The organism is Prevotella sp. P5-108 (genome assembly GCF_002251385.1).
Taxonomy (GTDB): Bacteria; Bacteroidota; Bacteroidia; order Bacteroidales; family Bacteroidaceae; genus Prevotella.
The window spans coordinates 1-20,509 of sequence record NZ_NPJJ01000012.1 but is presented as its reverse complement, the minus strand read 5'-3'; the positions used below and the strand labels follow the sequence as shown (position 1 = coordinate 20,509).

Genomic DNA, 20,509 nt, shown 5'->3' with positions numbered 1-20,509 from the left:
TCCGTTCGCAGCCGTCCGCAAGTCTGCCCCTGCCTGCGTCGTCCCAGCCCAACCTGTCGACACGCTCTATCGCCAGCTTATGGCAGAGACGGTGGTCGCCACCGCCAATCTGATGGACGATATGGCGCAGCAGCACGCCAACGCCCAGTTGCAGACCATCACCGCCCTTATCGTCGCCGGCGAGCTCAACTCGCTCGACATTTGCGCCGCCCTGGAAGAAGGGGCCGAGACGGTCGACGACCTGCTTGCCGAGAATGTCTAACCCATTAATATCTTAACAGTTATGAAACCTATTCATGCCCTTGTGATGAGCCTCGCGCTCTTCTTCGTTGCGCCAGCCCATGCGCAGCAGCCCATCGAGAAGTCCTTTGCCCACCTGCGCAAGGTGGTCAAGATGGAAGTCTATCCCAACATCGTGCGCGACCCTGCCACCATGCAGGTCGAGGGTTCTGCCGAGGTCTACGAGTTTGTGGTCAGCGAGCGCAACCGCGCGTTTATTGACACCATGAGAGAGGCTTTTCTCGCATCCTCCGCGACGGCTTACAAAGTCTATTCTGCCAACGACCACAAGCACCAGCGCCGTCTCACCTACACCCCCGGCAACGCTGTCACCATAGGCCGCAATTATATCAACCATATCGCCGCGCTCTTTGCCGACGCCACGCGCCCGGGCTATCGCACAGCCTACTGCCTGGAGTGGTCGTTCCCCTATCAGGGCGAGATACGTGCCCGTTTCTCGCGTGTCTATGGCCCCAACCCCAAGTCGCGTCCCGTCGCGTCTCCCGCAGCCATCCCCTCACAGCCCGTCACCATCGACGATTGGCAGACGTTCGTCTCCAGCCTTCAGTCGGTGCTCGACAGCATCGCTTCGTCCAGCCCCATCCACGACGCTACCGCCTACCAGCAGGCTATAGCCGGTGTCGAGAGCCTTGCCCAGCGCTTCATGCGCCAGCATCCCATGCCGCCATGCCCCTCATCGCCCGACTCCAGTGAGAAGCTCAATGCCGCTGTGCTCACCCATAGCCGCGACAGTGTCGAAGCAGCCCTCGTCAGCCTCGACTTCACCCCCGCCTGTCGCGCGTTGCTCGTCGATGTGCTGCTCGATGCCGACAAGCAGATAGATATCCACCGTGTGGTCGCCGACGCCAATCTGCGCGACCCCGAAAAGATGATGCTCATTATGACCCAGGTCACCCGCCAGGCTATACGCCGATTAAGATGATGTCATAGTGCCGCCAGTGCCGCCCGATAGCGATTGGGCTGCATGGTCAGGGGGGCTTGCCTTCGGGGCAGGCACCCTTTTGAGGTAGACATCCACAAGGACAGAAAGGCAAAAGCGGCTCCCCGCGGGCAGTCGCTTTTGCCTTTCGGTTTTCTGCCGTCAGCGTCGCGGACACCGTGGGCTTTTCTGCGATTTTAACAATGTTAAATATATCAATCCTTTACGCTGTTTTCAGGAATATAGTTCACTTTGCACCTCGTTAAGATACAATCAGTTTCACTCCCGATCGTTTCTTCCCGTGCTTCTTGTGCGGCCTGTAGGCATTGGCTGCGTGCTGTATGCCCCTCTGCTTGTGTCTGACGCACCCCCGACTATAGACACCTCGATTATTACAGACTACATCATGACCAATCTGCTTTGTGCGCTTCCCGCTGGAGTGCATACGGCAGCCGTAGTCTCTTGTTTGCCTGTGCCTGCAACCGACCTGTTGTGGTTAGGCCTCTTGCTCGTATTCAAATTTTACATCATACATAACTCAACTTTTACCACAGATGAGACCTCTACCCTGGGCTGGGGAACCGCAACTCCTACAGAGTTGCTGCTGCTGACGGCCTGTCAAATGGGTCGTATCTCGAGTTTTACATAGTGGATGGTACGCATCTCGGCGACCCTATTACCTTTCCGCGACGCACATCGCCACGCTGGTGACCTTCGGTTTAGAGTTGCCGCTGCTGATGGGTAGCCAGTGGGTTGGATATGGACTTGTCATTGGTATAAATTACGTTGATGTCGTGGGCGTGGGATGGGGCCGCAGTTGGCTGGTACGCACCCCCGGCAACTCTGACAGAGTTGCGATTTCATAGCCCAGGGTTGCGGGCACAGCCCGCTACCCTGGGTAATGCACCCACTAATATTGCTACTCTGTAAGAGTTGCGCTTAGCCGAAGGCGTTACTTGCAGCAGGATAATTGCCAGAAATGGGTTGGTGGAAATTATAAGATTGAGTATAACGCCTGCGGCCATTCGCAACACTCCCCACGTTGCCATACCTTGTTAATAATTGTGTGCCGGTATGGTTTTTTATCGGAAAACATTTGTTGGCATTGAGTTTTTTACGTAATTTTGAGGCGCAAAAGCAAATGTAACTTACGCCAACCACTAAAACATGACAATGACAGACACAAACAGCTTTGAGGGACTCATCTCACGCCTGCGCTCACTGGGCCGTAAGGTTCGTGTGGCAGCAGTGTGTCCCAACGACAACTCTTCGGCCGAGGCGCTGAAGCGTGCCGCCGGTGAGGGATGGATAGAACCCATAGTAGTAGACAATGCCGACCCTGCCCAGGCTGCCGCCGAGGCTGTGGCGATGGCCCATAGAGGCGAGTCTGATGTGCTGATGAAGGGGCTCATCAGTTCGGACATCCTGCTGCGTGCCATCCTCAACAAGGAGGTGGGTCTGCTGCGCCGTGGTGAGGTGCTTACCCATACCGCTGTGGCAGAGATGCCCGGCTATCACAAACTGGTGGCATACAGCGATGCCGCCGTCATACCTTATCCCACCCAGGAACAGCGCATCAGCCAGACCCGCTATCTCGCCACCCTCTGCCACGGCATGGGCATCGACTGTCCGCGCATCTCGCTCATCCACTGTTCCGAGCATATCGACGAGCGCCACTTCCCCCATACCGGCGGCTATGCCGACATCATCGAGCGCGGCCGTCAGGGCGAGTTTGGCCCCTGTATCATCGACGGCCCGCTGGACCTCAAGACCTCGATGTGTCCTGAGAGCCTCGCCGTCAAGGGCATCGACTCTCCCTTGGGTGGCGACGCCGACGCCCTGGTGTTCCCCGACATCGAGGCGGCCAACGTGTTCCACAAGACCATCACCCTGCTCGCCTCTGCCCGCATAGCCGCTGTGCTGCAGGGCCCCGATGTGCCCGTGGTGATGCCTTCGCGCGGCGACGATGCCGACAGCAAGTACTACAGTCTGGCCCTGGCTGCCCTCCAATCACTCAAAAACGCCTGACCCCATGCATATATTAGTCATCAATCCCGGCTCGACCTCTACCAAGATAGCCGTGTATCAGGACGCCACCCCCATCATGCTGCGCACCATTCGCCACACGGTGGAAGAACTGGCGCAGTTTGACGAAGTCACCGACCAGTACGATTTCCGCCGCAAGCTCGTCATCGACGAACTCAAGCGCATGGACATCGACTATCTCTTCGAGGCTGTGATAGGCCGTGGCGGTCTCGCCAAGCCCGTCTCGGGCGGTGTTTACGAAATCAATGAGAAGATGCTCGACGACACACGTCAAGCCATCCACAAGCACGCCTGTGACCTGGGCTGCATCATGGCCTACGAGATAGCGCGCATGATACCCGGTTGCCGTGCCTTCATCGCTGACCCCGGCGTGGTAGACGAGCTGTCGCCCCTTGCCCGCATCTGCGGTTCGCCCCTGATGCACCGCATCTGCATCTGGCATGCCCTCAACCAGCGCGCCATCGGCCGCCGTTATGCCCAGGAGATAGGCCGCCGTTATGAAGACCTCAACCTCATCATCTGCCACATGGGTGGCGGCATCTCTATCGCCGCCCACGAGAAAGGCCGTGCCATAGACGCCAACAACGCCCTCGACGGCGAGGGACCCTTCTCGCCCGAGCGTGCCGGTTCGCTGCCTGCAGCCGACCTGATACGCCTCTGCTTCAGCGGTCAGTTCACCGAGAAGGAACTGCTCAAGCGCATAGCCGGACAGGCTGGACTGATAGCCCACCTGGGCACCAACGACATGAAGGAAATCGAGAGCCGCATAGCCCGTGGTGACAAGCACGCCGAACTGGTGGTCGACGCCATGATCTATCAGGTGGCCAAGAATATCGCTTCCGAGGGCGCCGTGCTCTGTGGCAATATAGACGCCATACTGCTCACCGGCGGACTCGTGCGCTCCGACTATCTCGTCAGCCGTCTGCGCGAGCGCATCAGCTTCCTCGCCCCCATCCACTGCTATCCCGGCGAAGACGAGATGCAGGCACTGGCGTTCAACGCCCTCGATGTGCTGCACCACCGCCGCGAAGCCAAAGTGTATGAGTAGGCTGCCGCTGGAAGCATAGACCGACAACGGTCTGCCACTGGCGCCACCGCTGCCAGCCTGGCGGACCCGAAAGATTACACAGTCTGCCGCCGTGGCGTCAATCACGGCGGCAGACCTGCCATAAAAGGCGAGGCCAAGCATACTGGCGCTCGCCTTGTCAGTATCACATATAACAGCAAGTATTATGGGAATCATCGAAACTCTTATCATCGTGTGTGCGACAGCCGTCGTGGTGTGGGTGCTGGCGCGCATAGGCAACAGCCGGCAGGCGGCACGCACCATGCTCCTGCAGACCGAGAACGACACCCTGAAGGCACAGGCAGAGCAGCTGCAGCGCCAGACCGAAGAACTCAGACAGCAGCACCGCGTGGCCATCACCGAGCGTGAACGCTATGCCACACAAGCCGAGAACTATGGCAAGCAAGCCCAACAGCTGCAGGCTGCCATAGACCAGCAGAAAGAGGAACACCGACGTGAGCTCGAGACTCAGGCAAAGAAGATGGGTGAAGAGTTTGCCCGCCAGAGTGCCGAGCTCAAGGCCCTCTATGAGAAGCAGAAGACTGAGACCGACGAGCACTATCGCCGTCAGCTCGACGAGATGCGCCAGCAGCAGGCGAAGCAGATGGAACAGCAGGCCGAGCTCATCAAAGAGCAGATCAACACCGCCTCGGAGACCATACTCAAGAAGCGGAGCGAAGAGCTCACTTCCAAGAACAGTGAGCAGCTGTCGGCCATCCTCAACCCGCTGCACGAAAACCTCAAGCAGATGCGTGAGGCGGTGGAGCGTAACGACCGCGACCAGGCCGACCGCATGGTGAAGCTCGACGCCACCATCAAGGAGAACCTGCGTCAGGCCAAGGAGGTGGGCGAGCGCGCCGACAAGCTGGCACAGGCGCTCACGAGCGAAAACAAGGTGCAGGGCAATTTCGGCGAGCTCCAGCTGCGTACGCTCCTTGAGAATATGGGGCTGGAAGAGGGCGTGCAGTTTGAAGAGCAGACGACCATGCGCGATGAGCAGGGCAAGAGTCTGCGTGGCGACGACAGCGGATGCCGCATGATACCCGATGTCATCCTCCACTTCCCCGGCAACCGCGATGTCATCATCGATGCCAAGATGTCACTCAAGGCCTTTGAGGACTACCACAACGCCGAGACCGACGAAGAGCGCGCCCAAGCCTTGGAGCGCCACATCACGTCGGTACGCAACCACATCAAGGAACTCGCCGCCAAACGCTACTACGAATATACCGGCAAGGGGAAGGCCAAGCTCGACTTTGTGATGATGTACATCTACAGCGAGAGTGCTCTGCAGCTCGCCCTCGCCAATGCACCCGACATCTGGAAGAGCGCCTACGACCAGGGCGTAATCATCTCGGGCAGCCAGACGCTCTATATGATGCTCCGCGTGCTGGAGATGACTTGGCGACAGGTGCGCCAGGCCGAGAACCAGGAAGAAATCATGAAGACTGCCAACGAACTGGTCAATAGGGTGCAGCTCTTCTATGAGCGCTTCCAGACCGCCGACGACATGCTGGTCAAGACGCGCCATGCCTTTGACGAGGTTAAGGGTGTCACCGCTCCTGCTGGCAAGAGCATAGCCACCTCTGCCCGCAAACTCATCAAAATGGGTGCTAAGGAGAATCTGAAGCGCAAGGCAAGACTGCCCCTCCCTGTCGAAGAGGCTGAAGAGGAAGACGCCGACGAAAGCGTAGAATGATAAGGGTGTAGGGCAGACAGCGACCTACATTGTTATATATAAGTAAACAGATATATAGATGAACAGAATCGTCATACTCGGCACCGGCCACGCCACCGTCACCCGGTGCTACAACACCTGCTTTGTCCTGCAGACCGACACGACCACCCTGCTGGTCGATGCCGGCGGCGGCAACGGTATACTGCAACGCCTCGAGCAGGCGGGGATAGCCATCAAGGACCTGCATCACATGTATGTCACTCACGCCCACACCGACCACATCCTGGGCACCATCTGGGTGATACGTATGGTGCTCTCGGCTACGGGCTATGAGGGTCGGTTTCATGTGTACAGCCATGCTAAGGTGCTGCGCGTCATCAGCATGATTTGCGGCGAGACGCTCTCGGCCAAGCACCGCCGCCTGATGGGCGAGCGTGTGGTCATGCACGAAGTGGGCGACGGTACCGGCTTCAATGTAGGCGACATAGGGATGCAGAGTTTCGACATCCACTCCAAGAAGGAACCCCAGTATGGCTTCCGTGCCACGCTGCCTGGTGGCGCGGTGGTGGTGTGTCTAGGCGACGAACCCTACAACCCGCTCTGCCGTCGCTACGCCGAAGGCGCCGACTGGCTCATGAGCGAAGCCTTCTGTCTCTATGCCGACCGCGACCGCTATTATCCCTATGAGAAGAGCCACAGCACGGCGCTCGATGCCGGACGCGTGGCTCACGAGCTCGGAGCCTCTCATCTGATACTCTACCACACCGAAGACGACCACCTCGACACCCGCCGCCAGCGCTATGCCGACGAGGCTGCCCAGGAGTATAAGGGTGGGATAGTGGTACCCGATGACGGTGATGTGATAGACTTGTAGCAAGAGGGTTTATCCCAAGGTGGATAGACTATAAATACTTCTATGGAGAGGATTTAGGGCGGGAGAATTGTACTCTTTATAGTTTTGGCGGACAGCAATAAAACGGAATAAAATAATTGCTACATCGCTCCATGAATGAGAAAAAACAGTACCTTTGTGAACATGAATCCAAAATAAATTATAGATATGAACAAGCTTTTAATCATGCTATTTTCATTGCTTACTGTTGTGATGTCAAGCAGTTGCGATGAAGTGAAAGACTCGCCCCTTTTGTTTAAGGCTACTTCAAATACTAATCCTGAATATATAAGTGTCAGCTATTATCCCGAAGAAATAGGTATAACTTTTTACCCTAAGGTATCGAAATACTTCATCTATTCGTATACTTATATTGATGGTGATTTAGAGCTGACATGCACTAACTGCGACAATATTAACTATTCATTAGATTGCAGTTTTGGAATAGTAAAAAACAATGTGGGGAAAGATATCTCTGCCACCGAGGAAGAGGTTGGTGTCTCTGTGAAAAATACCGACAATAAGACACTTCGCATTCACTTTGCCAAGTTGAAGGATGAAGATTTTCCGTCGGGCTTCTTAATCGCACAAGCCACTATAAAAGTATATGGTCGAGTAGGAGGAAAAGATGTAACCACAAATATTTCGGTTTATCGCTCAAGGTTTCGTAAGCAATCTGATGATGACATTAGTAAAAAGTAAAGACATCAAAGACTATGAAACTTCAATGAAGCGAAACTTCTCCTAATCAGCCTTTCAGTAAAGCCTTTGTCTTGCGCCCAAGCAACGTAGGACAAGGGCTTTTCCTTTGTGGGCAGCAGCCTAGTCTTCACCTCCTGTTACGCTTCGCTTCATCTGCACCTTTAGCTTTTGCAATCTCTCAGGCGTGGGAGTCAATAACGAAAGGTAGCCAATCCCGATTTTCAAAGGAGTAAGGCGTGGCGCACCGCCTTTCCTGCACTTTGTGCATCTTTCCTATGCTGTTATCTGGTAGCTTACTCCATCGCCTCATGCAATATCTGTGGACGAACCTCACTTGTGTCACCAAGAGCAAGTTCAATCTCGACTGCTTCATCGCCACCTCGCTTGGTGTCACTACCTTCTAAGATGACAAGTCTGACTATGAGTATGATGTGGAGTCCTCGATGCTTACCTTCGAGGAAGTCAAACTCTTTTCGCAGCTCCTATATTTTGAGGTGAATGGGATTGAGGTGTATATGTAGTTTGGTTACCAAGTTATGTTAATTGGCTGCTATTTTGATTGTTCCGCTGATAACATCGGTTTGCATCTGAAGAACATGTATGGTACGAATGAATTGAACCAGGAGGCAACTACCGAGAAAATCTCGGTAGTTCAACAAGAAGGTGCGAGAGTGGTTCGGCGCAATACGTTGTTCTATAACCTCGATGCCATCATCTCCGTGGGCTATCGAGTCAATCTTATCCAGGACAGGGATATAATATAACCAATTACGGCAAGTCCAAGGCGGATAGACTATAAAACCGGGAAGCCTCGCCCGTCCCCCGTTATGGCTGGGACGAGCGAGGCTTCTCCTTTTCTTCTTCAAAACCGAAGGCAGCGTCGCTCTCGCCACGCATAGCCTCGCGCAGGTCTTTCCAGTTCTGAAAGCCGGCAAGCAGCGCAAGTCGGTCGAGTGTCTTGTCTGATGGGCGGCGGCCGTGAGTGACCAACTGCCACAGCCGGCGGGCATCAACATGGCGCACGATGCCCGATTCCAATCCTTTGAGAAGTGTCTCTAACTCCCGTTTCATAACATCTGATAATTGCTCATAAACAATATGGGTGCAAAAATACGAAAAAATACTGTATGTCAGCCACGGGGTGTAATCTTTTTTTCGTAATTTTGCACCCGAAAGTATATAATACTCACAAGATGAAAGAACTTGCACTTAAGTACGGATGTAATCCGAACCAGAAGCCTTCCCGTATCTTTATGGAGGAAGGCGAATTGCCCCTCCAGGTTATCAACGGCCGCCCAGGCTACATCAATTTCCTTGACGCCCTCAACTCCTGGCAGCTGGTGCGCGAACTCAAAGCTGCAACAGGACTTCCCGCCGCAGCGTCGTTCAAGCACGTGAGCCCTGCCGGTGCTGCCATCGGTCTGCCCCTGACCGACACGCTGCGTCACATCTACTTTGTTGATGACGTCGACTTCGAACTCTCGCCCCTCGCTTGTGCCTATGCTCGTGCCCGCGGTGCCGACCGTATGTGTTCGTATGGCGACTTTGTGGCGCTGAGCGATGTGTGTGACAAGGCTACTGCCCTGCTCATCAAGCGCGAGGTAAGCGACGGTGTGATAGCTCCGGGTTATACCGACGAGGCTCTCGCCGTGCTCCGCGACAAGCGCAAGGGTACCTACAACGTGATACAGATAGACCCCGACTACCAGCCCGCGCCCATCGAGCGCAAGCAGGTCTTTGGCATCACCTTCGAGCAGGGACGCAACGAGATACGCCTCGACGACCCCGCTCTCTTTGAGAACATCCCTACCCAGAACAAGACCTTCACCGATGAGGCTCGCCGTGACCTGGTCATCGCCCTCATCACCCTGAAATATACCCAGAGCAACTCGGTATGCTATGTCAAGGATGGTCAGGCCATCGGTATCGGCGCCGGACAGCAGAGCCGTATCCACTGCACCCGTCTGGCTGGCAGCAAGGCCGACACATGGTGGATGAGGCAGTGTCCCAAGGTAATGGCGCTCCCCTTCAAGCCAGGCATACGTCGCGCCGACCGCGACAACACCATCGACGTGTATATCTCTGACGAGTGGGAAGACGTGCTGCGCGACGGCACTTGGGAGATGTTCTTCACCGAGAAGCCAGAACCTCTCACCGCAGAAGAGCGCCGTGAGTGGCTCGCCCAGAACAAGGGCGTGGCACTGGGCAGCGATGCCTTCTTCCCCTTCGGCGACAATATCGAGCGTGCCCACAAGAGCGGCGTAGAGTATATCGCACAGGCTGGAGGCAGCATACGCGACGACAATGTTATCGACACCTGCGACAAGTATGGCATAGCCATGGCGTTTACAGGTGTGCGCTTGTTCCATCATTAATCCATCACAGACTATGGCAGACATCGACGATATCATCGAGGGCGGACTTGTGTTCAGAAGCGCGCCCAAAGGCAATGGCGGTCAAGACGGTAAAGTGAAGACCAAAGCCAAGAAGAAAAAGTATATCACCGGTGCCCACGGCTCGGGCTCGGCAAGGCAGAAAGCCAAATACCGTGAACAGAGAGCCAACCGAGGCAAAGGCAGAAAGTAACGTCAATGCTGATACAGAAAATGGGGACTATACGCCAACCAAGCGGCGGATAGTCCCCATTGTTGTTAAACTCTATACTGGATTAGAGGGCGAACTTGTAACCTACGGTAATCTGGAATACGCTGTTCTTGTAGTCGCTGTTCTCATATACCTTGGTGAGGCCCCAGTTGTAACGGCCGTCGATGACAACATTGTCAAACTGGTAAGAAACGCCGATTGGAATAGAGAGGTCTACAGTCTTGGCGTCTACGCTTGTGGTGACAGATGAACTGCCGCGGGCTGCCTTGTACTCACTGTTTACATTGAAACCGGGCTGAAGACCGAGTTTGACAGCAAAACCAGGAGCTACATATACGTTGGCAAGCAGAGGGATGTTGATGTAGTCGGCCTTCAAGGTCTCGGTAACACCGCCGTCCTTGTACTTGGCACCCTGCATCGAGTAGAGAGCTCCGAAGCTCAAGCCTACCATGTCAGAAAGACCATATTCAAACTCACCACCGGCAACAAGACCGAAACGGGCATCAGAGCCTTCGCACTTCTGGAAGTCTGCGATGTTAAGACCTACCTTGGGGGTAAATGTGAACTGTCCTACGCTGTTCTGGGCGAATGTGGCTGCTGAGGCCAGTAACATTACTGCTACAAATAAAATCTTTTTCATGATCTATGTGTTTTGAGTTAATACTATTGGCGCCGTCGGTAATGGCGGTGCCATTTATCTGCTGCAAATATAATGTGTTATTGCAAACTGTGCAAGAGTTGTAGCCGATTTTTTTCACATGCTGTTCTAAAAGTTGCGCAACTTGTTCGGTTTTTTCACTCGTCAGGGCATCGGGCGGTGCAATGATGGTCATGCGGAGCGTGCTTTTCACTGTCTGTCATGTATTTTTATCGGAAATTGGGGTATGTTTCAGTATTTTTGTCGTAAATTTGCAAGAGATAGTGGTGGGGCGCAGCTCCAAGGGCGCCGTAACACCTTATTATATATATAATGTGATGCACGTGATGAAGAAATATATCCTTATTGTCATGATGGCTGTCGTAGCCACGATGGCTGCCGATGCCCAGGAACGCAAGGTCGAGAACCGCCCTTATACCGACCTGCGCCCATTCCATTTCGGTATACTCGTGGGAACCCACATGCAGGATATGGAGATGGTCAACGTAGGCCCGCAGACCATCACTGCCGAGGACGGAACCCAGCAGCAGGTGCTCATCTCTGCCGACCAGGACCGCTGGGATGCTGGTCTCAACGTGGGTGTACTGGGCGAATTCCGTCTGAGTCAGAATTTCCAGTTTCGTGTAGCCCCAGCCCTCTACTTTGGCAACCGTCATCTCACCTTCCATCATCAGACCCAGACCGACGCTGGTGGCAACCGCATCGTGCGCTATCAGGACCTGAAGTCTATCTACGTGTCTTCGGCGCTCGACCTCATCTTCGCCGCGCCGCGCTTCAACAATCACCGGCCCTACATCATGGCGGGTATCAACCCCATGATTAATCTGAGCGGCAGAGATGACGACATCGTGCGACTGAAGCGTTATGACACCTTTGCCGAGGTGGGCTTGGGCTGCGACTTCTACCTGCCTTACTTCAAGTTGAGGCCCGAACTGAAGTTCATGTTCAGTCTCATCAACAGCCTCGACACTTCCCATCCCGACAAGCTCAAGGACGACGCGATGAAGCCTTTCGCCCGCAGCATCAGCGAGACGCGCACCAAGATGATAGTGCTTACATTCTACTTTGAATAGACCCTAAAACGAAACTCATTAACTATTAAAAATAAACAACCAATGAAGATTAAACACATCTCGATGATCGTGCTGCTGTGGATGATGACCATCCAGGCTATGGCACAACAAGTGAAATGGATGAACCCCATGGACGGTGACGAGCCCTACATCTGCGGACGCGCCTGGAACAAGGAAATGGGTAAGAGTTATGACCGTCTGCCCGAGCGATTCGCTGCCACGCTGCCCAAGAACGTGTGGAGCCTGAAGGCCCAGACTGCCGGCGTCATCGTGCGCTTCGTCTCCAACTCCAAGACTATCCGTGTGCGCTACGGATGTCCGTCAAACAACTACAACGGCTTCAATATGACCGGTATCAACAAGTCGGGCGTAGACCTCTACGGCAAGACTCCCGACGGAGATACCCACTGGATAGCCAACCACATGAGTTGGAAGATGAAGGCTGATACTGCCCGCATGGAATGGCAGAACCTGACCTTCAAGAACAAGAGCCGTGGCGTGGAGTATACCCTCTATCTGCCCAACTACAACGGCGTGAAGTGGCTCGAGGTAGGTGTCGACGCCAATGCCAGCTTCCAGTTCATCCACCAGTCGCCCGAGCGCCCCATCGTCATCTACGGCTCGTCCATCATCCAGGGTGCCTCTCCCTCGCGTCCCGGTATGGCGATTACCAATATCGTGGAGCGCGAGATGGAATATCCCGTCATCAATCTGGGCTTCTCGGGCTCAGCCCGCATGGAGCCTGCCGTTTTCGACATGCTCAGCGAGATCAACGCCCGTGCCTTCGTCGTTGATGCTATGCCCAACAGCTTCAACCTCAAGGAGCCCGAAATCATCAAGCGTGCCAAGGAGGGTGTGATGAAGCTGCGCGCCAAGAGCGATGCCCCCATCCTGCTCTGCGAGTGCCACCCCACGCCCGACAGCGTGTTCCGCGCCAATGTCGCCGCCAAGTACAACCGTGGCAACGCCGCTCTCCACAAAGCCTACGATGAGCTCAAGGCAGAGGGAGTCAAGAACCTCTTCTATATGAACAAGGCCGACATCGCCTTTGGCGAAGAGTATATGATAGAGGGTTCTCACCCCAACGACCTGGGTTGCCGCGTCTATGCCGACGCCTATATCAAGAAGCTGCGCGAGATGCTCGCCGAGGACGCACCCAACAAGGTGTTCCCTCCCGTCACACAGCGTCGCGACGGATGCTATGAATGGCGCGTGCGCCATAACCAGGTGGTCGAGCTCAACCACACTACCGACCCCGAGATACTGCTTATCGGCAACTCTATCACCCACTTCTGGGGCGGCAATCCCGTCAACGGTGTCAACAATGGCGGAGCCGCCTGGGGCAAGACCTTCGGCAAGCGCCGCGTTACCAATATGGGCTTCGGATGGGACCGTATAGAGAACGTATTCTGGCGTATCTACCACGGAGAGCTCGAGGGCTGCAAACCCAAGCACATCTGTCTGCTCATCGGTATCAACAACTACTATGTCAACACCGAGGAGGAGATAGCACAGGGTATCGTTGACCTCACAGCCCTCATCCGTGAGCGCCAGCCCCAGGCCAAGATTCACGTGCTCAAGGTCTATCCCGCCAAGAACCGTGAGGTCAAGGTGGCACGCATCAACCAGCTGCTCGAGCAGAAGTTTGTGGCAGACGACAAGACCGAACTCGTAGACCTCACCGACTGCCTGACTCTCAAGGACGGTTCGGGCAAGATTGACCCCACCTGCTTCATGAAGGACGGACTGCACCCCAACGAGAAGGGTTACACCCTGCTGGGCAAGCAGCTCAAGAAGCACCTCAAGTAAATCATCCCCATCATCAATGACAAAGCCCTCGACGCCGATAGCGTCGAGGGCTTTGTGGTAGATGGTCGCTGTGATTACTTGCGCTTCACCTTCAGTTCTATCTTGCCTACATAGATGGCGTGCTTGCCGTTCTGGTCTACGGGTACCTGGCGGCCGTCGAGGTCCTTGACATAGCGTAGCGTCTGGAAGTAGGTGTGGCTATGGCCGCCCAGCACCAGGTCGATGCCGCGCGAGTGGCTTATCACCTCCTGGTCGCTCATGCCGCGCTCGAGCCAACCCAGATGCGACAGGCAGATGACTACATCGCAGCCTTCGCGAGTGCGCAGCAGCTGCGCCATCTCGTTGGCGGTGGCGATGGGGTCGAGGTATTCCACGCCGCCTATCTTCTTGTCGTCCACGAGACCCTTGAGTTTGGGGTCGATGCCGAACACGCCGATGCGCACACCCTTGACGTGGAACACGCGATAGCGCTCGACTTTGCCCTCGAGCGGTGTGCCCGTGAAGCGATAGTTGGCGCAGAGCACGGGGAACTTGGCCATGTCGAAGAGACGTGCCATATTCTCCACGCCGAAGTCAAACTCATGGTTGCCTATGGTCGAGGCGTTGACGCCCATACGGTTCATCAGCTCTATCTCCACTTCACCCTTGAAGAGGCTGTAGTAGGGAGAGCCCTGCGAGAAGTCGCCGCTGTCGAAGACCAGCAGGTCGGGGTCCTTGAGCCGCTCCTGGCGCAGCATCTCGATGCGGCGCAGAAAGCCGCCACGGCCAGCCACGGCGGTGTCGGCGAGGTTGGGGTTGAGCGGCAGGATGCAGCTGTGGGTGTCGTTGGTGTGCATGATGGTGATGGTCACCGTCTTGCGGGCTGCGGCTGCGGTACATACGACGATGGCGGCAGCCAGTATCATGATGCGTTTCATAAGTCTTCTCCTATGTTTATTGGACCTTGATACGCCCCTCAATGGCAGCGTCGACCGTGCCATGGGTGCGGAAGTAGTCCATGATGATATATCTCACGTTGTTTTCTTCGGTCTGTGGCGACACCAGCTGCGTCTTCTGCTTGAAGGCGTCGAGCTTGTCGTTGCCCTGGGCCAGATAGTCCAGGGTGGCTATGCGGTAAGAGGCATTGGGGTCTATGGGCTTGCCTCCCACGGTGGCGGAAACCAGCTTGTGGTCGCTGCTGATGACCAGTGCCACCTCGTGGCTCACTCCCTCGCCGCCTACTGCTGCTATCTGCTCGAAGAGCTGGGTCACCTGGGCGCCGGTGAGGGTGAGCAGGCACAGCTTGTTGTCAAAGGGGGCCACATCGACCACGTCGCCGATGGTCACCTTGCCCTTGGCGAGCGAGGCGCGGATACCGCCCATGTTGTATACGGCAAAGTCGGGATGCTCGCCGAAGCGGGCTGAACCCCATATCAGTATGTCGCTCAGCAGATTGGAAAGCGCGCCTTCGGGGCGGCGCACGGTCAGGTCGCGGGCGACGGTGCCTACCACCGGACTCATGAGCGAATCGACTTTGTGGGTGTAGGGCGCCAGAAACTTGTGCGCCTCGGTGTCTTGGGTGTCGTACCGGCTGTCTATCAGGATGCGCGAGCGCGTAATCTCGCTTACCTCATAGTGGGACCGGCAGCCCGCCATCGCCAGCGCGACGGGGAGGACGAGAGCCAAAAGGGTTTTCTTCATATTTGTAATGTCGTTTAGTTGATTGCAAGGCGCATGGCGGCTCGGCGAGCCTCGCCTCGGTGCAAAAGTAGGAATATTTTTTGACTTACGCTTGGCTTTGTGCCGCTTTTTTCGTGTGGCGTGGCGATTTCGCCCCATTCTTGTGGCGGTGGTGGCAACTGCCAGCCTCAGATCTGCTCACGTTAGACAGGCGGGAGTAGACTCTCGGGCAGGGTAGGGTGGCTACGGCGGTCAGGGTTATGTCCTTTATCCCCAAACGGTCATTAGGGCTTGCTTGGATTTTGCTTTTAGAGTGGATTTAGTTTGGCTTATTGCTGGCAAAAGTCCTGCCGGGGTAACGCCTACGGCTAAACGCAACACTTACAGCTTTGCTATATTAGTGGGGGTATCTTACCCTGGGTAGCGTGCTTTCGCCCGCAACCCAGGGCTATGTAATCACAACTCCATTACCTTTCCGTGGCGCACTGCGCCACGCCGGTGACCGTTGGTTCAGAGTTGCCAAGGTTGCGTACCATCCACCATGGGCTACCCCATCATTGTATGTGCACAACACATCATGGGCAAACATCATTCCACCCTTGGGTGCATACCATCCATCATGGTTAGCCAATTACTGCCAAATATGTTTGACCATTCATATAGGAAGACGGTACGCACCCCCGGCAACTCTGTAGGAGTTGCGATTCCCCAGCCCAGGGTTGAGGTGCGCAGCGCCTCTACCCTGGGTAATACATATAATAAGGTGGAGCAACGCTGTAAGTGTTGCGTTTAGCCGAAGGCGTTACCCGCAGCAGGAAATGCAAATACTTTTGGCTTTTAATGAGTAATAACGAGCTATTGCGAATAACGAAACAAACAAAAGGCGCCTTGTAAAAGACCGAAGACTCAGAGCAGTCATCAGGTAACACGGCAAACGGCATATTTATATATTCGGGAGTGATTTTTGCGCCAGCAGGGGGTGTTTTACCCCCCCCCGTTTGGCTTTTTTTTGAGGTAAAATGTAAAAATATTAAAGGATTATGATTACATTGTTAATAATTTTTGTTACTTTTGCACTGTTTGTTTACTTAGACTAACCCGATGCGGGTAATCCGTCCGATATGGCGGACCATGAAGGACGACGTTTTCCGCATAAACGAGAATGAAAGAGATTTCCCTTAGGGGAAATACCGATGTGAAGAATTATAATAATCATCATGCTGGGCAAAATTTACAACTGGTATTTTCGCAAGTCAGCCTTACCCCGCTGGGCTGTTGTGATTTTTGATGTCGTGCTGTGCTTCTTCAGCGCTCTGTTCGTTATCTGGCTGCGCCATAGTGCGCAGGATATCCTCAACGAGTGGTCATTGCTGTTCCCCTCATTGCTGGCTATCTGCGCCGCCAATGTCGTGGGCTTCCGTGTCTTTCGTACCTATTCGGGCATACTGCGCTTTTCGCAGTTTGTAGACTTGTTGCGCATAGTCTACTCCACGCTTCTGGCGTTCTTTGTCTATCTTGCGTTCAATTATGCAGTCATCAACTACGGTTGGGAGAATGTCTTCTATGCCTTCACCGGACGTAAGCTGATAGCCATCTTTGGCGGCATACTCACCGTGTTGTGCATCTCGCGCATCATCATCAAGATGGTGTTTGAGAATGCTCTCGTGGGCGACCACGCACGCCGCACCCTCATCTACGGAACCCACGCCGGAGCCATAGCCATCACCAACGAGGCGCTGAACACCAAGCCCGTCAAGTTTGTCATCGACGGATACATCGGCGACAGCAAGCCCCACTACAAGGAAAGACTCATGGGACGACACATCTATTCGACCCGAGAGGACCTGGCTGCCATCATACGCAAGCGCAAGATAGAGGCAGTGATGGTGAGTCCGCTCAAGCACGACCTCTTTCTGAAGAACCGCAAACTGCAGGACCTCTTCATCGAGGCAGGACTTAAGATATACGTTGCCCAGAGCACAGAGAAGTGGGACAAGGATGGCGAGACACAGATGAAGGTGTCGATGCGAGAGGTGAAGATAGAGGACTTGCTGCCACGCGAAGAAATCAAGGTCGACATGGACAGTGTGGGCAAGCTGCTCAGCGGCCGCAAGGTGCTCATCACAGGTTCGGCTGGCTCGATAGGCAGCGAGATGGTGCGACAGATAGCCATCTATCATCCCGCAGAGATGATGCTCATAGACCAGGCAGAGACGCCACAGCACGACATCCGTCTGATGATGAAAAAGGACTATCCCGACATCATCGCCCACACCGTGGTGACAAGCATATGCAAGCAAGACCGCATGGAGGCAATCTTCAGTGAGTTCCGCCCAGACTACGTGTTCCACGCCGCAGCCTACAAGCATGTGCCCATGATGGAAGACAACCCCAGCGAGAGTGTGCAGAACAATGTGTGGGGTACCAAGGTGATAGCCGACCTCAGTGTCAAGTACGGCGTCAAGAAGTTTGTGATGATTTCCACCGACAAGGCGGTCAACCCCACCAATGTGATGGGCTGTTCCAAGCGCATCTGCGAGATTTATGTGCAGAGCCTCGACAAGGCCATCAAGGAGGGCAAGATAGAGGGTGTCACCCAGTTTGTCACCACGCGCTTCGGCAATGTGCTCGGTTCCAACGGTTCTGTCATCCCTCTCTTCCGCAAGCAGCTGGCAGAGGGCGGACCGCTCACGGTGACCCATCCCAAGATTATCCGTTTCTTCATGCTCATCCCCGAAGCCTGCAAGCTGGTGCTCGAAGCCGGTACCCACGGCAAGGGTGGCGAGATATTCGTCTTCGACATGGGCGAGCCCGTGAGGATAGCCGACCTGGCACGCCGAATGATACAGCTCAGCGGCGCCAAGAATGTGGAGATACAGTTCACCGGACTGCGCGACGGAGAGAAACTCTACGAAGAGGTGCTCAGCGAGAACGAGAACACGCTGCCTTCATTCCACGAGAAGATACGTATCGCCCAGGTGCGCAGCTATGAATATGAGGACGCCGAGCGCGAGATCGAAGAGCTGAACGACATCGCTGCCGGTTACGACGACATGGCTACGGTGGCTAAGATGAAACATATCGTGCCCGAGTATATCAGCAAGCACTCCAAGTACGAAGTCCTCGACAAAGACTCGACTGTGGCATAGCCCACGCATCCACTGATACCCGTCAATGGCATCGCCCCGCCCATATAGAGATATGTGGGCGGGGCGATGTGCGTTTGTGGGGAGAGAGGGGGCTGGGGCAGAGGTGCCGGCGGTGGCATCAGCGGCATCATCGTCGCCCCAGTGGCGTTCTCAGTCGTCCTCGGCTCGGTCGCAGCCGGCAGCTTAGACGCGGCTCACGATTTCGTCGATGCTCTTGCGCTTCTTCTCGGGCTGCTGACAGTCGTTGGCAATGTGGCCGATAGGGATGATGGCGACAGGCTCCATCGGGGCTTGGGCAAACAGCTCGCGGGCGAGAGCCACATTGAAGTTGCATACCCAGCAGGTGCCCAGACCGCGCTCGGCGGCTGCCAGGCAGAGATGCTCGGTGGCTATGGCGAGGTCTATGTCGCCGTGGGCGTGGCTGTCTTCGGCGCGCACCCAGTTTTCTTCCGTGTTCTTCAGACAGACGATGTAGAGTGGGGCAGTGGCAAACCATTCGCGGTCGTAGCATCGGCGCAGACGGGCTTTGGCGTCATCGCTCTCCACGATGACAAAGTGCCACGGCTGGCGGTTGCAGGCAGAGGGAGCCATGCGCACACACTCCATGATGTAGTCGAGGTCGGCTTGGGCGACAGCCTCGTCAGTGAAGCGTCTTGCGGAGAAGCGCTTCTCGGTAAGTTGAAGGAATTCCATAATCGTAGCAATCAAAAAGCGACACGCCCCATTGCTGGAGAGTGTCGCTCTAAATCGTTGTGTTGTCTCTATGCGATTATTCGCCCAGGCTGATAGCCTCGTTGGGGCAAACACTTGCGCAAGTGCCGCACTCTGTACAAGCGTCGGGGTTGATAGAATACTTTTCGCCTTCAGAGATAGCGCCTACAGGACACTCATCGATACATGTACCGCAAGCGATACAATCGTCACTAATTACGTATGCCATAATCTTTAATTTTATATTGTTAATAATCTTGTTCTCAATCCATTATAGTAGGTTCCCTATGCACCACAGGCCGCTCGCCATGCGCTATAGCTTGTTTTCTATGCTCCGCAGGTGGTTCTCCATGCACCACAGATTGCTCTCCATGCACCACAGATTGCTCTCTATGCGCTATAGAATACCTACTAATGTTGTTGCAAAGTTACAACTTAATTCTGACATACCTACAAATAGGGATAAAATTTTTATAGTTTTTCCCGTTTTTTTATTCTTACCCCTCCCTTCCCGCCGTGCTCACCTCCACAATATTTATGACCATCTCTGCGAAAATTATGACCATCTCCACGCCGCTGGAGGGTACCTCCACGAAAATTATGATGACCTTCACAAAAATTATAATGGCCTCCACAAAAATTATGATGACCTTTGTGAAGATTATAATGACCTCCACAAATGATATAACCACCTCCGCGTTCTTGCTGTCCATCTCCGCCACACCCCAAGTCCTTTTCACCCCGAAGGAGCATCTTCCGAAACCTGTGCAGGTCAATGGCGTGACGCCCGAAGTTCTAATCTTTTCCGCCGAAACCTTGGTGGTTTGACGATTATGCCGTAATTTTGTGGGCGCACAGCCCGAACCGATAGCTCGGAAGGCTGGTTGCTATACCTTATTATATATATAGAAGAATTATGGACCAAAAGAATAACGAGCAGACCATGCAGCTGCAACTGGACATTAAGCCCGAGGTGGCTCGAGGCATCTATGCCAACCTGGTGTTGATTAACCACTCACACAGTGACTTCGTGATAGACTTCGCGCAGGCATTGCCGGGCATGCCCAAGCCCGAGGTGGCAAGCAGGATGATTATGGCGCCCGAGCACGCCAAGCGCCTGCTCATGGCGTTGCAAGAGAATGTGCTAAAGTACGAGCAGACTTTCGGGCGGATTGACCTCGGCACCGCTGAGGACCAGCGCATGATACCTCCCATTGCCCCCACCAGCGGCGAGGCCTAAGGC

The 20,509-nt window shown here is 54.8% G+C and carries 20 protein-coding genes and 1 pseudogene; 14 read left to right on the top strand and 7 right to left on the bottom strand.

The window, feature by feature from the left end; translation table 11 throughout:
- From CIK95_RS13060 to rhuM, 8 genes and pseudogenes are all read left to right on the top strand, one after another.
- On the top strand, nucleotides 1–262 hold a 262-nt coding region (locus CIK95_RS13060; protein ID WP_158215061.1), incomplete at its 5' end, for a hypothetical protein.
- Nucleotides 263–283: 21 nt separating this feature from the next.
- Complete coding sequence (locus CIK95_RS02075; protein ID WP_144007689.1) at nucleotides 284–1,222, top strand: hypothetical protein; 939 nt, start codon at nucleotides 284–286, stop codon at nucleotides 1,220–1,222.
- A 1,170-nt stretch (nucleotides 1,223–2,392) separates the two neighbouring features.
- Nucleotides 2,393–3,247: a phosphate acyltransferase gene (locus CIK95_RS02070; protein WP_094387443.1), complete on the top strand. Its 855-nt coding sequence runs from the start codon at nucleotides 2,393–2,395 to the stop codon at nucleotides 3,245–3,247.
- Between the two features lie 4 nt (nucleotides 3,248–3,251).
- Nucleotides 3,252–4,313, top strand: a complete 1,062-nt coding sequence (buk, locus tag CIK95_RS02065; protein WP_094387442.1) for a butyrate kinase — start codon at nucleotides 3,252–3,254, stop codon at nucleotides 4,311–4,313.
- A 184-nt stretch (nucleotides 4,314–4,497) separates the two neighbouring features.
- On the top strand, nucleotides 4,498–6,030 hold the full coding sequence (rmuC, locus tag CIK95_RS02060) for a DNA recombination protein RmuC (RefSeq protein ID WP_254046392.1): 1,533 nt from the start codon (nucleotides 4,498–4,500) through the stop codon (nucleotides 6,028–6,030).
- A 58-nt stretch (nucleotides 6,031–6,088) separates the two neighbouring features.
- On the top strand, nucleotides 6,089–6,883 hold the full coding sequence (locus tag CIK95_RS02055) for an MBL fold metallo-hydrolase (RefSeq protein WP_094387441.1): 795 nt from the start codon (nucleotides 6,089–6,091) through the stop codon (nucleotides 6,881–6,883).
- Nucleotides 6,884–7,069: 186 nt separating this feature from the next.
- Nucleotides 7,070–7,603: a hypothetical protein gene (locus CIK95_RS02050; RefSeq protein WP_094387440.1), complete on the top strand. Its 534-nt coding sequence runs from the start codon at nucleotides 7,070–7,072 to the stop codon at nucleotides 7,601–7,603.
- A 554-nt stretch (nucleotides 7,604–8,157) separates the two neighbouring features.
- Nucleotides 8,158–8,349, top strand: a pseudogene (gene rhuM / locus CIK95_RS02045) (RhuM family protein); the annotation flags it as partial.
- 79 nt (nucleotides 8,350–8,428) lie between these two features.
- On the opposite strand, the gene CIK95_RS02040 reads toward rhuM, so the two are convergent.
- Nucleotides 8,429–8,674 carry a hypothetical protein gene (locus tag CIK95_RS02040; protein ID WP_094422357.1) on the bottom strand — a complete coding sequence of 82 codons (246 nt, stop codon included), beginning with the start codon at nucleotides 8,672–8,674 and terminating at the stop codon, nucleotides 8,429–8,431.
- Nucleotides 8,675–8,730: 56 nt separating this feature from the next.
- Here CIK95_RS02040 and CIK95_RS02035 point away from each other — a divergent pair, with 56 nt between their 5' ends.
- Together CIK95_RS02035 and CIK95_RS02030 are read left to right on the top strand one after the other, a co-directional pair.
- Nucleotides 8,731–9,978 (top strand): phosphoribosylaminoimidazolecarboxamide formyltransferase, encoded by a 1,248-nt coding sequence (locus CIK95_RS02035; protein ID WP_094388975.1) that lies wholly within the window; start codon nucleotides 8,731–8,733, stop codon nucleotides 9,976–9,978.
- 13 nt (nucleotides 9,979–9,991) lie between these two features.
- Nucleotides 9,992–10,189, top strand: a complete 198-nt coding sequence (locus tag CIK95_RS02030; RefSeq protein WP_022311324.1) for a hypothetical protein — start codon at nucleotides 9,992–9,994, stop codon at nucleotides 10,187–10,189.
- Between the two features lie 82 nt (nucleotides 10,190–10,271).
- On the opposite strand, the gene CIK95_RS02025 is transcribed toward CIK95_RS02030, so the two are convergent.
- A complete protein-coding gene (locus CIK95_RS02025; RefSeq protein ID WP_094422361.1) occupies nucleotides 10,272–10,847 on the bottom strand; it encodes a porin family protein in 576 nt (191 codons plus the stop codon).
- Between the two features lie 344 nt (nucleotides 10,848–11,191).
- Here CIK95_RS02025 and CIK95_RS02020 point away from each other — a divergent pair, with 344 nt between their 5' ends.
- The gene (locus CIK95_RS02020) at nucleotides 11,192–11,938 is read left to right on the top strand and encodes a porin family protein (RefSeq protein ID WP_094466138.1); all 747 of its coding nucleotides are present in this window, start codon (nucleotides 11,192–11,194) and stop codon (nucleotides 11,936–11,938) included.
- Nucleotides 11,939–11,980: 42 nt separating this feature from the next.
- Nucleotides 11,981–13,747, top strand: coding sequence for an SGNH/GDSL hydrolase family protein (locus tag CIK95_RS02015; protein WP_022311327.1), 1,767 nt, complete (start codon nucleotides 11,981–11,983; stop codon nucleotides 13,745–13,747).
- A 74-nt stretch (nucleotides 13,748–13,821) separates the two neighbouring features.
- Here the strand turns inward: CIK95_RS02015 and CIK95_RS02010 are convergent, their stop codons facing one another.
- Together CIK95_RS02010 and CIK95_RS02005 are read right to left on the bottom strand one after the other, a co-directional pair.
- Nucleotides 13,822–14,664: a bifunctional UDP-sugar hydrolase/5'-nucleotidase gene (locus CIK95_RS02010; RefSeq protein ID WP_022311328.1), complete on the bottom strand. Its 843-nt coding sequence runs from the start codon at nucleotides 14,662–14,664 to the stop codon at nucleotides 13,822–13,824.
- 16 nt (nucleotides 14,665–14,680) lie between these two features.
- Nucleotides 14,681–15,427, bottom strand: coding sequence for a 5'-nucleotidase C-terminal domain-containing protein (locus tag CIK95_RS02005; RefSeq protein WP_094466137.1), 747 nt, complete (start codon nucleotides 15,425–15,427; stop codon nucleotides 14,681–14,683).
- Between the two features lie 1,196 nt (nucleotides 15,428–16,623).
- On the opposite strand from CIK95_RS02005, the gene CIK95_RS02000 reads away from it, so the two are divergent.
- Entirely contained in the window at nucleotides 16,624–18,555 is a 1,932-nt protein-coding gene (locus CIK95_RS02000) for a polysaccharide biosynthesis protein (protein WP_371591353.1), read from the top strand.
- A gap of 183 nt (nucleotides 18,556–18,738) precedes the next feature.
- Here the strand turns inward: CIK95_RS02000 and CIK95_RS01995 are convergent, their stop codons facing one another.
- The 3 genes from CIK95_RS01995 to CIK95_RS01985 all read right to left on the bottom strand — a co-directional run bounded on the left by CIK95_RS01995 (nucleotide 18,739) and on the right by CIK95_RS01985 (nucleotide 20,042).
- On the bottom strand, nucleotides 18,739–19,248 hold the full coding sequence (locus CIK95_RS01995) for a nitroreductase family protein (RefSeq protein ID WP_094388978.1): 510 nt from the start codon (nucleotides 19,246–19,248) through the stop codon (nucleotides 18,739–18,741).
- 76 nt (nucleotides 19,249–19,324) lie between these two features.
- Nucleotides 19,325–19,495, bottom strand: coding sequence for a 4Fe-4S binding protein (locus CIK95_RS01990; RefSeq protein ID WP_022311332.1), 171 nt, complete (start codon nucleotides 19,493–19,495; stop codon nucleotides 19,325–19,327).
- A gap of 268 nt (nucleotides 19,496–19,763) precedes the next feature.
- On the bottom strand, nucleotides 19,764–20,042 hold the full coding sequence (locus CIK95_RS01985; RefSeq protein ID WP_158215060.1) for a hypothetical protein: 279 nt from the start codon (nucleotides 20,040–20,042) through the stop codon (nucleotides 19,764–19,766).
- A 140-nt stretch (nucleotides 20,043–20,182) separates the two neighbouring features.
- On the opposite strand from CIK95_RS01985, the gene CIK95_RS01980 reads away from it, so the two are divergent.
- Nucleotides 20,183–20,506: a DUF3467 domain-containing protein gene (locus CIK95_RS01980; protein ID WP_094422369.1), complete on the top strand. Its 324-nt coding sequence runs from the start codon at nucleotides 20,183–20,185 to the stop codon at nucleotides 20,504–20,506.
- Nucleotides 20,507–20,509: the final 3 nt, after the last annotated feature.